Consider the following 13805-nt stretch of genomic DNA (forward strand, 5'->3'; position numbering starts at 1 on the left):
CTGGGGAGGGACGATCATCGCCGCGGACGGTGCCGCCTGGGGGACGCTGCGTCAGCGGGCCCGCTCGGCCGCCGCCTCCTGCGCCGGGGCCCCTCCGGACAGCGCCCGCAGGGCGCGCCGCAGCACGGTGCTGGACGTGCTCATCGTGTAGGGGAAGTAGACGACCTCGACACCGACCTCCGCGAACTCGCGCTCGAGTCGGAGGCCCTTCTCGGTGCCCCGCCAGTCGTCGCCCTTGAAGAAGACGTCGAAGCGGAGCTCACGCCAGACGTCGAGCTTGTCGGGCACCGTCTCCGCGTACGCCGTGTCGACCACGTCGATGTGGTCGACGATCTCGAGGCGCTCCGCCAGCGGCACGACGGGCGTGATGCCCTTCGTCAGGGCGAGCATCTCGTCGGACACCACGCCGGCGATCAGGTGGTCGCAGTGCTGGCGCGCGTGCCGCAGCAGGTTGAGGTGCCCGATGTGGAACAGGTCGAAGGCGCCGGCGGCGTAGCCGACGCGACCGTCGCCTCCGAGGCGATCCAGCGTCGACGTGGTGGTGGTCGTCGTGGTCGTCATGACTTCACTTCCTCGAGCACTGGTGCTCGGTGGTCGGCTGCGCGCCAGCCGGCGCGCGGATCCCGTCGCCGGGGGAGGGGTGAACCGCAGAGGAGGACGCCGAGGGGCTCGACCCCGCGGCCGAGGAGCTGCGCGTGCATCAGCGAGAGCTGCCCCTGCGTCGTGCGGCCCTCGCCGACGACCAGGAGGACCGCGTCGGCGTGCGCGGACAGGGCCCGGGCGGGCACGGGGCGCGACTTCTCGGACGCCAGGGCCACGACCAGGTCGACGCCGCTGCTCACCTCGTCGAGGAAGCGGGACACGACGGACGTGTCGCCGCCCAGCACCGCGGCCGCGACGTCCAGGGGGACGGGGACGTGCTCGCAGCCGGCACCGTCCAGGGAGCGGGCCTCCGGCAGCACGTCCTCGTGCACGGTCGAGGGCCTCGACAGGGCACGGGAGTCGAAGTCCCCCTCGAGGATGGCCGTGTGGTAGCCGGCCGCCCTCGCTGCCCGGGCGAGGGCGCCGTCGACCCCGGCGACCCCGGCCGAGCCGAGGACCCCTGCCGAGTCGTCCGGCCGGACGAGGAGCAGGCGACGCGGGGCGACCCCGCCGCGCAGCTCGGCGACCGCGGCCAGCGCGTCGCGGGCCGCGGCTCGCTGACGACCGGTCGATCCGCGGCCGGACGTGTCGTCGCGACGACGGAGGGGCGGGAGCACCCCGACGACGGGCAGCCCCGTCAGGCGCCGCACGTCAGAGGCCGTCGACACGCGGGGGCGTCGTGAGAGCCCCGCCCACGACGGCACCAGGCCCGTGAGCACACCCACCAGGGCGCCGAGGACCCCGGCGACGACGACGGCGACCGGACTGGCCTCCACGGACCGTGAGGCCCCGAGCACCAGGCCCGAGCCCACGGCGGCCCCGACGACGGCCGACCCGATGAGGAACGGCCACCACGCGGTGAGCTCCCAGGCCCGGGGCCGACGACGGAGCGTCACGAGGCACCACCCTGCGGCGGCGCCGTCGTGGTGAGCGCCGACGCCGTCCGCGGCAGCGCGGTGAGCTCGCGGAACCACTTGGGCAGGGCGAGGACGAGGTAGGCCGTGTTGGCGACCAGCAGGGCGACGTAGACGACCGTGAAGCCGGGCGCCCACGCGAGGAGGAGGAAGGCGAGGCAGAGCAGACCGTAGTCCGTCGGCACCACGGCGAGCGAGTACAGCGCGCCCGTGCGGGGACGGACCACCGTGGGGCTGCCGCGTCGGACCGAGTCGGCGCGACGGAGCTGCTCGGTCAGGACGATCGCGAAGAAGGCCACGGTCGCCACGACCTGGTAGACGAGCGGCAGCGCCAGGATCGCCTCGCGGCCCTCTGGCTCGCGGAGCCACGACTCGAAGACCGCGAGGTGCAGGACGGCGATCTTGGTCGCGTCGATGACGTGGTCGAGCCACTCGCCGGCAGGGCTGCCGCCGCCGCGCAGGCGGGCGAGCTGCCCGTCGGCGGAGTCGAGGGCGTAGCCGACGACGAGGAGGAGCACGACGGCCACCGCCATGGCCGCTCCGGAGGGCACCGCCGCGACGAGCGCGATGCCGGCGAAGGTGCAGACCGCGCTGAGGGCGGTCACCTGGTTGGGAGTCGCGCCGACGACCCACGCCGCGGCGGCGGCCCACCGGCCGAGTCGGCGGTTCACGAACCGCGAGTAGGCAGGGGCCCCGCTGGAGGACTTCTGCGCCGTGGCGAGAGCCGACAGCGCCGCTCCGTACCGACGGGGGACGACGAGGCTCGCCTCGTCCTGGAGGGGCACGGTGGGGCTCACGAGGCCACCCCCGCGGGCAGGGCGGCGTCGAGGTCCTTGTGGAGGTGCAGCTCGCCCAGCACGACCGCCGCGAGACGGCGGCGCATCCGGTCGGGCGTGAAGCGCTCCGCCCAGGTCTCGTGCGCACGGCCGCCGGCCGCGGCGAGCTGGTCGACGTCGAGGCCGGCGAAGAGGTCGGCCAGGCCGTCGACGTCCTGACGGTCGAAGAGCCAACCGGTCCTGCCGTGCTCGACGACCTCCTCCGGCCCGCCGCTGCGGCTGGCGATGACGGGACGGCCCTGGCTGAACGCCTCGAGGGCGACGATGCCGAAGCCCTCGAGCGTGTCGGTGGGCAGCACGACGGCGTCGGCGTCGCGCACCCAGGTGGACGCGTCGTCCACCTCGCCGACGACCGTCACGGTCTCGGGTCGGGTGACGACGGCGGCGACGAGTCCCGGCACGTCGACGCCGGTGCCGGCGGCGGGAGGGCCGCCGAGGATGGTCAGGTGCCCGGGGCAGCCGGCGGCGTTCCAGGCCGCGAGCAGCGTCGCGTGTCCCTTGTGCGGGTTCCAGCGGCTGGCGACGACGTAGTGGGGGAGGCGGTGCTCCGGCGGCGCCGTGACGTCCGCGTCCCGGCGAGCCACGCCGTTGTGCACCACCTGGGCACGGTCGTCGCCTGCGAGGCCGGAGCTCTCGAGCACGGAGTGGGACACCGCTACCAGGGAGGTGCAGGACCGGGCGAGCACGGACAGGCCCGCGCGGTCCCCGTCTCCCCAGGGCTCCTGCAGGTGGCCGACGACGCTGTCCACCCGGGCGAGGCGAGCGAGGGGCGCGACGGCGAGGCACGCGCTCGTGGCGCACCAGACGAGATCGAAGTGGCGTCCGGCGAGACGGGCCGTGGTCTTCGCGGCGTCGCGGACGAGGCCGACCATGCCGCCGAGACGCATCCCGCGCCGGCGGAGGATGGGCAGGGGCGTGCGCTCGACACGGGCGCCGCGCTCACGCAGCAGCGGCCCGAGGGGGCCCGCCGCGACGTCCGTCGGCAGCCACACGGTCACGTCGAGGTCGTCGCGGGCGGCGAGCTCGCTGACGACCTCGAGCACGATGCGGTCGGAGCCGTAGAGCTCGTCGGACGAGTGCACGACGAGGACGCGCCCCCGGCGAGAGCCGACGTGGCGGGGAGGCACCTCCGCCAGCGCACGGCTGACGCCGTCGAGCGGGCGGGGAGCCGCCTCCGTCGCGCTGGTCCTGGTCATGTCGATGGTCATCTGTTCCCCCGTGGAGTGGTCTCGGTACGTGTCGTGGTGATGCTGCTGTTGCTGGCGGTGGTCCTCGGACGGCGCTCGTCAGGCGCTGCCATCAGTACGCGCCCTCGTGCCGGACGAGCACGCGGAAGGTGCGCCAGATGATGACGAGGTCCACGGCCATGGACCAGTTCTCGACGTAGTACAGGTCGAGTCGGACGCTCTCCTCCCAGCTGAGGTCGCTCCGGCCGTTGACCTGCCACATGCCGGTGAGCCCTGGCTTGATGTAGAGACGGCGGTGGACGTGCGTCTCGTAGTCCGCCACCTCGCGGGGGAGGGGAGGCCGGGGCCCGACGATGCTCATGTCGCCGCGGACGATGTTCCACAGCTGGGGGAGCTCGTCGAGCGACCAGCGCCGCAGGACCCGGCCGATCTTCGTGACGCGCGGGTCGTGCCTCATCTTGAAGAGCACGCCGGCACCCTCGTCGCTGGCCGACAGGTCGTGGAGCAGGAGCTCCGCGTCGACGACCATCGAGCGGAACTTGACCATGTCGAAGGTGCGGCCGTCCCGGCCCACTCGACGCTGTCGGAAGAGCACGGGTCCCTGGCTGTCGAGGGCGACCAGCAGCGCGAGGACGCCCAGGAGCGGCGAGAGCACGAGCAGCGCCGTTCCCGCCAGAGCGATGTCGAACAGCCTCTTGAGCACGTGGCGCGGGCCGTCGAAGCTCGGGATGTCGACGTGCATCAGGGGCAGTCCCTGGACGGGACGGAACGTGATGCGGGGTCCCGCGATGTTGGTGAGGCGGGAGGCGAGCACGAGCTCCGCGGCCCGGCCCTCGAGCTGCCACCCGAGGTCTCGCAGCCACTCGTGACCGAGCCCGAGGTCCCCGGCGACGATGACGCTGCTGACGTTGAGCTTCCAGACCGCGCGCGGCACGTCCTCGACGCCCGCCACGATGGGGACGACACGATCGCCGACGAGCACGCCGCCGCTCTCGGGGTCGAGGGTGGCCGCGCCGACGATGTCGTACACGGCACCGTGCGTGCGGTCGACCCTGTCGACGACGTAGCGGATGTCCTCACGGCTGCCGACCACGACGGCCCGCGACAGGAAGTGCCCCGTGCGGCGTTGCGCCTGGAGCCAGCGACGCATGGACCACCGGACGACCACGAGGGCGCCGCCGCCGAGGGGGAGAGCCACGAGGAAGTACATCCGGCCGCCGACGCCGCCGTCCAGCAGGGCCAGCCAGATGGCCGCCACCGTGAAGGCGAGCAGCGTGGCGTTGCCCACACGACGGTACTCGGCCGCGCCCGTGCCGACCACCGCGAGCTCGCGGGTGCGGTAGAAGCTGAGGCTGGCCGCCCAGACGAGCCCGACCAGGACGGGGACCCAGACGACGTCGGCGACGCCCGCGACGACCTGGTCGACCGTGAGCCGGTCCGTCACGACCGCGGTCCGCACGCTGGCGACGACGGCTGCGGCGACCACGGAGGCGGCGACGACGGCGGTGTCCGCGACGCGCAGTCGTCGGCGGTACCGGAGCGCCCACGGCGCGCCGGTGTCGCCAGCGTCCGACGCGTCGAGGCCGCGGCCGGGGGAGGAGGGGGCGGGAGCACGGAGGACGTGGCTCGACGAGGTCGGCAGGTCGACGTGGACGACGGGAAGAGGGGCGGTCAGTCGGTCCGTCGGGTCGACGGTGAGGCGTCTGCGCATGGGGAATTGCTCGCTCGGGTAGGCGTGGTGCCCCTGGCAGCCTTCGGGGGCCGCCAGGGACGGGAGGGCGACGACCGGGTTCGGGTCGGTCGTCGACCAGGTGGCGACGACGGCAGGGCGCAGCAGGGCTGCGCCGTGCCGACGTCGCCGTGGCCGCATTTCGGGTGCGGCCGTTCGGGTAGGCGACGAGCGGGAGGCTCGGAGTTCGGGTCGACGAGCCGGGGTGGGCTCGACGGGTGTCGGGTGTCGGGTGTCGGGTGCTGCTCGTCGTGTTCGGGTGCGACGGGATGACGCGCACGGGTCGAGCGCGACCGCGGGACGGTCAGCTCGACGAGGGCGTCGGTGGCTCGGTCGACGTCGGGTGGCGTCGTGAGCCGTTCGGTGACGCAGGGCTCATTTCGGGTGTGCCCTGCTCGGCGGTGGGGCCGCCGGTGGTTCGTTGACGACTCTAGGCCGGGGGACCCCCCCGACGGGGACCCCCCGTTCTGGGGGTCGTGCCCCCCTCGGCCCGGCCCGTCCGCACGGACTCACCCAGGGAGGAGCAGAGCCACCCGCGTGGACCGAGGCCCCGCGTCGTCGACGACGGCGGAGCCGGCTCTCGAGACGGGGGCCGCGGGACCGCGGGTCGATTCTCGCATAATGGCTGATGAGGGCACGATCGACCGGCGAGGCGAGCACGGCGGCACCGAGGACGACGTGAACACGGATGCACCACACCCGTCGTGTATCATGCATCGGCGCCTCGCCGCACCAGGGTGTGCGCACGACGAACGGCAGGTGTCGCCACCTGCCGTTCACCCTGCATCTAGCCCGTGTTAATCACCCTGGGGGCGATGCCTCACGGGCGTGTCACGAAGCCCTTCTCCACCATCCAGTCGAAGGCGACGTCTGCGGGCTCCTCGCCCTCCACGTCGACTCGGCGGTTCAGGGTGCGCAGCTCGTCGTCCGTCAGGGACGGCGAGATCTGCTCGTAGACGCTCGCCAGCTGCGGGTACGTCTCCAGCACGTCGTCGGTCAGCACCGGCGCCACGTTGTAGGCAGGGAAGAACCCCTGGTCGTCCTCGAGCACCGTCAGGTCGAGCGAGTCGATGCGCCCGTCCGTCGTGAAGACCTCGCCGAAGTTGCAGCGGCCACGGTCGGTGGCCTCGTAGACGGTCCCCGTGTCGAGGATGCTCACGTTGCTCGTCGGGACGCCGTCGGCGGCGCCGAGCTCCAGGCCGTAGCGCTCGAGCATCGGCGCGAAGCCGTCCGCCCGCGAGTTGAACTCGGCCTCGACGCAGAACGTGCGCTGCTCGACGGGCAGGGCCGCGATCTGCGAGAGCGTCGAGATGTCGCCCAGCTCGGCCACCGCCTCCGACCGGACCGCCATCGCGTAGGTGTTGTTCAGCGGCGCCGGCTCGAGCCAGACGAGCCCGTTGGCCTCGTCGGCGTCGCGCACCGCCGTGTACTGCTCCTCCTTGTCGGGGATGCCCGCCGCCTCGCCGAGGTAGGTGAGCCAGGCGGTGCCCGTGTACTCGTAGGTCATGTCGGCCCCGCCGTCGAGCATGAGCTGGCGGACGGCGACGCTCCCGGGCACGTTCGTCATGTCGGTCACCTCGAAGCCCGCGGCCTGGGCCGCGAGCACGGCGATCTTGCCGAGGATCAGCTGCTCCGTGAAGTTCTTGGCGGTGACCGTGATCGCGGCGTCGTCCGGCAGGTCGTCGATCGCCTCGATCGAGCCGGGGGCCACGGCGGGCACGAAGGCGGTCGCGGGCTGCAGCCCGCAGCCCGTCAGCAGGGCAGCGGTCGACGCCGCGACGACGCCCAGCAAGGAGGCGCGGCGCAGTGCCCGCAGACGGGGGCGCGAGGCATGGGCGGGGGTCATCGGAGGCCCTTCGGTCGGGCGACGTGCTCGACCACGCGGCCGAGCCAGTCGATCAGCAGAGCGAGGAGAGCGACGAGCAGGGCACCCGAGACGAGCACCTTCGGCAGGAACAGGTTGACGCCGGTCGTGATGAGCAGTCCGAGGCCGCCGGCGCCGATGAACGTCGCGAGGGCGGCCGAGCCGACGAGCAGCACGAGGGCGGTGCGGATGCCGGAGAGCATCACGGGCACGGCCAGGGGCAGCTCGACCCGGAACAACACGGACGTCGCGGACATCCCCATGCCGCGACCGGCCTCGACGAGGCGCGCGTCGACGCTCTGCAGGCCGACCATGGTGTTGCGCAGCACGGGCAGCGCCGCGTAGAGCACGAGGGCGATCACGGCGGTCCAGAACGAGAAGCCCAGCCACAGGGCCAGCAGCACGATGAGGCCGACCGCGGGGGCCGCCTGCCCGAAGTTCGCGAGCACGAGCACCGGCCCGGCCGCGCGCCGGAACGGGCGACGGGTGAGGAGGACGCCGAGGGGAACGGCGAGGACGAGAACGATCGCCGCCGACGCGAAGGTGAGCGCCAGGTGCTCGCCCGTGTAGGTGACCAGGGCGGACGGGTTCAGGGTCGTGCGCTCGGCGGTCGTGAGGTCCGCGACGGAGAGCCAGATGCAGAACGCGGCGAACACCACGGCCACGGCGGCCGGCTGCACGACGAGGCCGAGCCAGGACGGCCGGGCACGCCGGGGTCGGCTGGCGGACGAGGAGGCGGCGGGCGCGTCGGCGAGGGCGGTCACTGCCGCTCACCGGCCCGGTCGGCGGCCTCGACGCCCTCGACCACGGGAGCGCCGTCGACCACGGGGGCCCCGTCGACGGGACGCGCGTCCTGCGGCTCGCCGACGATCGGCAGCGGCCCCGTGTTCGTCCCGACCGGCGCGCCCTCGAGCGCGACGGCAGCCGCCTTCCGCGCCCGGGTGATGGCCTCCATGACGACCTCGACCGTGATGACGCCGACGAAGGCGTCGCGGCGACCGGTCACCAGCGCGGCGCCGGCGCTCGAGACGAGCATCGTGTCGAGCGCGTCGTTCAGCGTGGCTCCGCTGCCGATGACGGGCAGCTGCGGGTCCGTCCCGCCCGGCACGACGTCGAGCCGCGCGAGCTGCCGAAGGGACGGCCACCGGACGGGGCGGCCGCGGTCGTCGACGACGACGGCGTGCTCGTGCCCGGCGGCCTCGACGCGGGCGGCCACCTCGCGACCGGACTCGCCGGCCTCGGCGACGACCGCCTCCGCCAGGTCGACGTCGCGCACCCGGGTGAGCGTCAGCTGCTTGAGCCCCGCGCCGGAGCCGATGAAGTTCTCGACGAACTCGTTCGCCGGCTCGGCGAGGATGCGCTCCGGGGTGTCGTACTGCACGATGTGCGCGCCCTCGGAGAAGACCACGATCCAGTCGCCGAGCTTGACGGCCTCGTCGAAGTCGTGGGTGACGATGACGATCGTCTTCTGCAGCTCCTGCTGGATGTTGATCAGCTCGTCCTGCAGCCGCTGGCGCGTGATCGGGTCGACGGCACCGAAGGGCTCGTCCATCAGCAGGACCGGCGGGTCGGCCGCGAGGGCCCTGGCGACGCCGACGCGCTGCTGCTGCCCGCCCGACAGCTCGCGCGGGAACCGGTCGCGGTACGTGTCGGGGTCGAGCGAGACGAGCTCGAGCAGCTCGTCGACGCGGGCGGTGATGCGCTCCTTGGACCAGCCGAGCATCTTCGGGACGATCGCGATGTTGGCCGCCACCGTCATGTGCGGGAACAGCCCGCCGGCCTGGATCACGTAGCCGATGCGGCGCCGCAGCTCGTCGCCGTCGATGTCGGTGACGTCGTCGTCGCCGAGCACCACCCGGCCCTCGCTCGGCTCGATCAGCCGGTTGATCATCTTGAGCGTGGTGGTCTTGCCGCAGCCGGAGGGGCCGACGAGCATGACGATCTTGCCGGCCGGGATCTCGAGGGTGATGCCGTCGACGGCGGGCGCGGACTGGCCCGGGTAGCGCTTCGTCACCTGGTCGAGCAGGATGCTGCGGCCCGACACCTCCGGCGAGGCGGAGGGCGACGAGGAGGCGGTGGGGGAGTCAGTTCTGGACACGGATGCCTCTCGAGATGGTCAGGCGGCCGAGGCCGACGAGCAGGAGGTCGAGCACGAGGGCGAGGACGACGACGCCGACCACCCCGGTGACCACGGAGGCGAGCGCGTTCGCGCCGCCGGCTCGGGACAGGCCCGAGAAGATGAAGCCGCCGAGGCCGGGCCCCAGCGAGTAGGCGGCGACGGCGGCGATGCCCATCACCATCTGCGCGCTGACGCGCACGCCCGTGAGGATGACCGGCCAGGCCAGCGGCAGCTGCACCTGCACGAGGGTGCGGAGGCTCCCCATGCCGATGCCCCGTGCGGACTCGACCAGGGCAGGGTCGACCTGCGTCAGCCCGACGACGGCGTTCCGCAGCACGGGCAGGGTCGCGAAGAAGGTGACGACGACGACTGCCGGCAGCACCCCGAAGCCGAGCGGCACGATGAGGAGGCCGACGACGGCGAAGGAGGGCAGCGTGAGACCGATGGCCGAGACGCCGTTCGCCACGGCGGTGAGGCCGGGCACGCGGTACACGAGCGCGGCCACGACGACGGCGATCACGACCGCGAGCACGAGGCACTGCACCACCAACGAGAAGTGCTGCCAGGAGGCGAACCAGATCTGGTCCCACCGCCCCGTCACGTAGTCCCACGCCATCTGATCCCGCTTCCCCGTCACTCGTTCGTCGACCCGTCTGCACGAAAGCCCGGCCTGGACCGGGCGTTCGGCGTCCACCATAACGAGGACACGTCGGGTCCTGTCCAGGCGACGGGCGTCGTCGAGGGGGCCCTGGCACGCCGATCGTTACCTGGAGCCGGGCACGGAACGCCCGGTCAGGGGCGGGTCGGCGATCAGGGAGCAGCGGAGTGTAACGATCGTGAGCAGAACGCAGGAGGCGCGGCGCAGGACCTGCCTGCACCGCGCCTCCTGCGGTCGTCGCCTCGCGCGGCACCTAGACGGACTGCACCCGCGCGGACGCCTTGTGGCGGGCTCCGTGGTGTTCGTCCGGCAGCCGGTCGCCGCGGCCGAAGAGCTTCTGGCGGAGGGTGCCGGGCTCGTACTCGGTCGGGTAGACGCCGCGGGCCTGCAGCACCGGGACGACGTGCTCGACGATGTCCTCGAAGGTGCCGGGGGTGATGGCGTAGGCGAGGTTGAAGCCGTCGACGTCGGTCTCGGCGACCCACTCCTGCAGCTGGTCGGCGATCTGCTCGCCCGACCCGACGATGCGGGGTCCGAGGCCGCCGATGCCGGCCGCCTCGGCGATGTCGCGGATGGTCCACTCCTTGCCGCTGTCGCCCTCCTGCGCCTGGAAGTTGGCCAGCGCCGACTGGATCGCGTTGCTCTCCACGTCGCCCACCGGGTCGTCGAGCGAGTACGTCGAGAGGTCGACGCCCATCCAGCCCGACATGAGGGTCAGCGCGCCCTCGTGCGACGCGTACCGCTGGTACTCCGCGTGCTTCGCCTCGGCCGCCTCGGGCGTCGCGTCGGTGATGATCGTCAGCAGCGTGTAGATGCGGGCGGAGTACCGGTCGCGGCCCGCCTCCTCGAGGGCGTCGCGCAGCTTCGTGACGGTCGCGGCCAGGCGCTCCTTGGTGGGGGCGGCGACGAAGATCGACTCGGCGTTGCCGGCGGCGAAGCGGATGCCGCGGGGCGACGCGCCCGCCTGGTAGATCACGGGCGTCCGCTGCGGGCTCGGCTCGGAGACGTGGATGCCGGGGACCTTGTACCAGGTGCCCTCGTGCCCGATCTCGTGCACCTTCGTCGGGTCGGTGAAGACGCCCGTCTCACGGTCGCGGACGACGGCGTCGTCCTCCCACGAGCCCTCCCACAGCTTGTAGAGGACCTCGAGGTACTCGTCGGCCTGGTCGTAGCGGTCGTCGTGGTCAAGCTGGTCGTCGGCGCCCATGTTGCGGGCGGCGCTCGGCAGGTAGCCGGTGACGACGTTCCAGCCCACGCGGCCGTCGGTGAGGTGGTCGAGCGTCGACATCCGACGGGCGAACGGGACGGGGTGCTCGTAGGCGGTTCCCGCCGTGATGCCGAAGCCGAGGTGCTCGGTCGCCGCCGCCATGGCGGAGACGAGCAGGATCGGGTCGCCGACCGGCGTCTGCGTGCCGTTGCGGAGCGCCGCGTCGTGGTTGCCGCCGTACACGTCGTAGGTGCCGAGCACGTCGGCGATGAAGAGGCCGTCGAAGCGACCGGCCTCGAGGAGGCGCGCGAGGGAGGTCCAGTAGCTCAGCTTCGTGTAGTCGGGGGAGCGGTCGTCGGGGTGCCGCCACAGACCGGGGGACTGGTGCCCCACGCAGTTCATGTCGAAGGCGTTGAACCGGATGCGTCGAGTCATCCGGCCATCGTCGTCGCCCACCTTCGCGGGCGCCACGGGCCTGCAACACGGCGTCACACGCGACGCCTAGTCTTGGTCGGTGACCCGCCCTGCCCCGACCCGCCGAGACTCGCCCCGCCCTCCTCGTGCACGGCTCGGACGGGACGTCGTCGTGCTGGGCGTCATCGCCTTCTTCGTCATGGTCGGCTTCGGCGTCGTCGTGCCCGTGCTGCCCGTCTACGCGGCGAGCTTCGGCGTCGGCTACGTCGCCGTGGGCGCTGTCCTCTCGGCGTTCGCCCTGATGCGTCTCGTCGCGAGCCCGTTCGTGGGCCGGATGATCGACGTCGCGGGCGAGCGCGTCGTGCTCTCGGTCGGCATCGGCATCGTGGCGGTGTCGAGCGGCCTCGCGGGCCTCGCCCACGACTACGTCCAGCTGCTGCTGCTGCGCGGGGTCGGCGGCATCGGCTCGGCGATGTTCACGATCTCGGCGATGACCCTGCTGCTGGCGTCGACGACGCCCGACCGCCGCGCCAGGTCGATCGGCTTCTACCAGGGCGGGTTCCTGGTCGGCGGCATGGCCGGGCCGGCGCTCGGCGGCCTCCTCGCGACCGTCTCCCTGACGGCGCCGTTCTTCTTCTACGCCGCCACCCTTGCTGTCGCGGGCATCGTCGGCATCCTGCTGCTCAGCCCGCCGCGCCGAGGCGACGGGGCGGCCGCCGCCGCGGCCGCCGAGCCCGCGCGCCCTCTCGCCGACGTGCTGCGCGACGTGCGGTTCCGAACGGCGTGCGTGGCGAGCTTCGCGCAGGGCTGGTCGTCCCTCGGCGTCCGGAGCGCGCTCGTCCCGGTGCTGGTCGTGGAGGTGCTGCTCCAGCCCACCTCCTGGACCGGCGTGCTCTTCGCCGTCGCCGCCGTGGCGCAGACGCTCGCGCTCGCCCCGGCGTCCCGCTTCGTCGACACCGTGGGGCGCCGGCCTGCCGTGATCGGCTCGTTCGCGGTCGCCGCGGTGTCGCTGGCCGCCGTCCCCTTCGCGCCCGGACTCGTGACCCTCGGCGCGTTGCTGGCCGTCTACGGAGTCGCGACCGCGTTCATGGGCACGGCCCCGGCCGCACTCGTCGGCGACGCGGCGGGTGCGCGGGGCGGTCGCCCCGTGGCGATCTTCTCGATGTGCTCGGACGTCGGGGCGATCGCGGGCCCCCTCGTCGCGGGGCTGCTCGTCGATGCGGCGTCGTTCGAGGTGGCCTTCGGCACGGCCGCGGCGCTGCTCGCGGTCAGCGCGATCGTCGCGGTGCGGCTGCCGCGCGGCGTCTCGGTGCCGCAGCCGTAGCGGGAGCTCGAGGTCGATCTGCCGGCTGGCGGTCGCAGCGTCGCGACTCCAGCCGGTGGCCCGGTGACCGGTGATCTCGGGTTCTCGGGTTCCCGGGTTCTCGGGTTCTCTGGTTCTCGGTGCACGGTCGTTCATCGGGACACTCCTCGCGACCCTATTTGGCCGACTGAGGTCAAGTGGCTCCTGGCCTGCGGATTCGCGTATGCCTGTCCCGCAAAAATGCCCGGTGATGGGGGTCTAAACGCTACAGTCGTCGCATGCTCATCGGCTATGCCCGCGTCTCGACCTCGGGACAAGATCTCGCAGCACAACGTGACGGTCTCGCAGCACTGGGTGTTGACGATCAACACGTGCATGTTGACCACGGGCTCTCGGGCACTACTCGAGCGCGACCCGGCCTCCGCGAGGCGCTGGCCGCGTGCCGTGCCGGTGACGTCTTAGTCGTCACGAAGCTTGACCGCCTCGCCCGATCCCTCCGCGACGCCACCGACATCGCGGACGAGCTCACGAAGAAGGGTGTCTCGCTGAACCTTGGGGGAGCGGTCTACGACCCCACCGACCCTGTTGGCCGGCTCCTGTTCAACGTCCTCGGCATGGTGGCCGAGTTCGAAGCCGACCTCATCCGTGCCCGGACCCGGGAGGGCATGGCGATCGCCAAGGCCGCCGGCAAGCTCCGCGGCCGCAAGCCCAAGCTCACCGCCTCGCAGGAGAAGCACCTGGTGCAGCTGCACCGCACCGGCGCCCACACCACCAGCGAGATTGCCGAGCTCTTCGGCGTCGCCCGCTCAACGGTTTATCGTGCGATCCAGCGAGGGGAGCAGGCATGAGGAACTTTTTCCAGCGAGGTAAGACCGCCCCGGCGCAGTCTGGGGCGCCAAGGCAGCCATTCGCTGGCGAGCCAGAAGCTTCCG

At 72.7% G+C, this 13805-nt stretch carries 12 protein-coding genes; 2 read left to right on the forward strand and 10 right to left on the reverse strand.

Features of this window, described 5'->3' with window-relative positions:
* Nucleotides 1-51 precede the first annotated feature (51 nt).
* From JOE35_RS09630 to JOE35_RS09675, 10 genes are all read right to left on the reverse strand, one after another.
* Nucleotides 52-561 carry an adenylyltransferase/cytidyltransferase family protein gene (locus tag JOE35_RS09630; protein ID WP_209560899.1) on the reverse strand — a complete coding sequence of 170 codons (510 nt, stop codon included), beginning with the start codon at nt 559-561 and terminating at the stop codon, nt 52-54.
* Entirely contained in the window at nt 558-1538 is a 981-nt protein-coding gene (locus JOE35_RS09635; protein WP_209560900.1) for a hypothetical protein, read from the reverse strand. Before JOE35_RS09635 ends, JOE35_RS09630 begins: the two co-directional genes overlap by 4 nt.
* Entirely contained in the window at nt 1535-2353 is an 819-nt protein-coding gene (locus JOE35_RS09640) for a CDP-alcohol phosphatidyltransferase family protein (RefSeq protein WP_307803017.1), read from the reverse strand. The genes JOE35_RS09635 and JOE35_RS09640 overlap by 4 nt, the downstream gene beginning before the upstream one ends.
* Nucleotides 2350-3588 (reverse strand): glycosyltransferase family 4 protein, encoded by a 1239-nt coding sequence (locus JOE35_RS09645; protein WP_209560901.1) that lies wholly within the window; start codon nt 3586-3588, stop codon nt 2350-2352. The genes JOE35_RS09640 and JOE35_RS09645 overlap by 4 nt, the downstream gene beginning before the upstream one ends.
* Before the next feature lie 103 nt (nt 3589-3691).
* Nucleotides 3692-5290 (reverse strand): sugar transferase, encoded by a 1599-nt coding sequence (locus JOE35_RS09650; RefSeq protein WP_209560902.1) that lies wholly within the window; start codon nt 5288-5290, stop codon nt 3692-3694.
* An 838-nt stretch (nt 5291-6128) separates the two neighbouring features.
* Entirely contained in the window at nt 6129-7154 is a 1026-nt protein-coding gene (locus JOE35_RS09655) for a glycine betaine ABC transporter substrate-binding protein (protein WP_209560903.1), read from the reverse strand.
* Nucleotides 7151-7936 carry an ABC transporter permease gene (locus JOE35_RS09660; protein ID WP_209560904.1) on the reverse strand — a complete coding sequence of 262 codons (786 nt, stop codon included), beginning with the start codon at nt 7934-7936 and terminating at the stop codon, nt 7151-7153. Before JOE35_RS09660 ends, JOE35_RS09655 begins: the two co-directional genes overlap by 4 nt.
* Nucleotides 7933-9270 carry an ABC transporter ATP-binding protein gene (locus JOE35_RS09665; protein WP_209560905.1) on the reverse strand — a complete coding sequence of 446 codons (1338 nt, stop codon included), beginning with the start codon at nt 9268-9270 and terminating at the stop codon, nt 7933-7935. Before JOE35_RS09665 ends, JOE35_RS09660 begins: the two co-directional genes overlap by 4 nt.
* Complete coding sequence (locus tag JOE35_RS09670; RefSeq protein ID WP_209560906.1) at nt 9257-9907, reverse strand: ABC transporter permease; 651 nt, start codon at nt 9905-9907, stop codon at nt 9257-9259. Before JOE35_RS09670 ends, JOE35_RS09665 begins: the two co-directional genes overlap by 14 nt.
* Before the next feature lie 295 nt (nt 9908-10202).
* A complete protein-coding gene (locus JOE35_RS09675) occupies nt 10203-11591 on the reverse strand; it encodes an LLM class flavin-dependent oxidoreductase (RefSeq protein WP_209560907.1) in 1389 nt (462 codons plus the stop codon).
* 79 nt (nt 11592-11670) lie between these two features.
* Between JOE35_RS09675 and JOE35_RS09680 the strand changes: the two genes are divergently transcribed.
* Entirely contained in the window at nt 11671-12894 is a 1224-nt protein-coding gene (locus JOE35_RS09680) for an MFS transporter (protein ID WP_307803018.1), read from the forward strand.
* 257 nt (nt 12895-13151) lie between these two features.
* Entirely contained in the window at nt 13152-13721 is a 570-nt protein-coding gene (locus JOE35_RS09685; RefSeq protein WP_209560908.1) for a recombinase family protein, read from the forward strand.
* Nucleotides 13722-13805 lie beyond the last annotated feature (84 nt).

It is taken from the genome of Frigoribacterium sp. PvP032, assembly GCF_017833035.1.
Classification (GTDB): Bacteria; Actinomycetota; Actinomycetes; order Actinomycetales; family Microbacteriaceae; genus Frigoribacterium.

Coding starts and splice junctions, on each gene's coding strand:
- JOE35_RS09675 (WP_209560907.1), bottom strand. CDS start 11,591: ATGACTCGACGCATCCGGTTCAACGCCTTCGACATGAACTGCGTGGGG.
- JOE35_RS09650 (WP_209560902.1), bottom strand. CDS start 5,290: ATGCGCAGACGCCTCACCGTCGACCCGACGGACCGACTGACCGCCCCT.
- JOE35_RS09645 (WP_209560901.1), bottom strand. CDS start 3,588: ATGACCAGGACCAGCGCGACGGAGGCGGCTCCCCGCCCGCTCGACGGC.
- JOE35_RS09685 (WP_209560908.1), top strand. CDS start 13,152: ATGCTCATCGGCTATGCCCGCGTCTCGACCTCGGGACAAGATCTCGCA.
- JOE35_RS09670 (WP_209560906.1), bottom strand. CDS start 9,907: ATGGCGTGGGACTACGTGACGGGGCGGTGGGACCAGATCTGGTTCGCC.
- JOE35_RS09630 (WP_209560899.1), bottom strand. CDS start 561: ATGACGACCACGACGACCACCACCACGTCGACGCTGGATCGCCTCGGA.
- JOE35_RS09655 (WP_209560903.1), bottom strand. CDS start 7,154: ATGACCCCCGCCCATGCCTCGCGCCCCCGTCTGCGGGCACTGCGCCGC.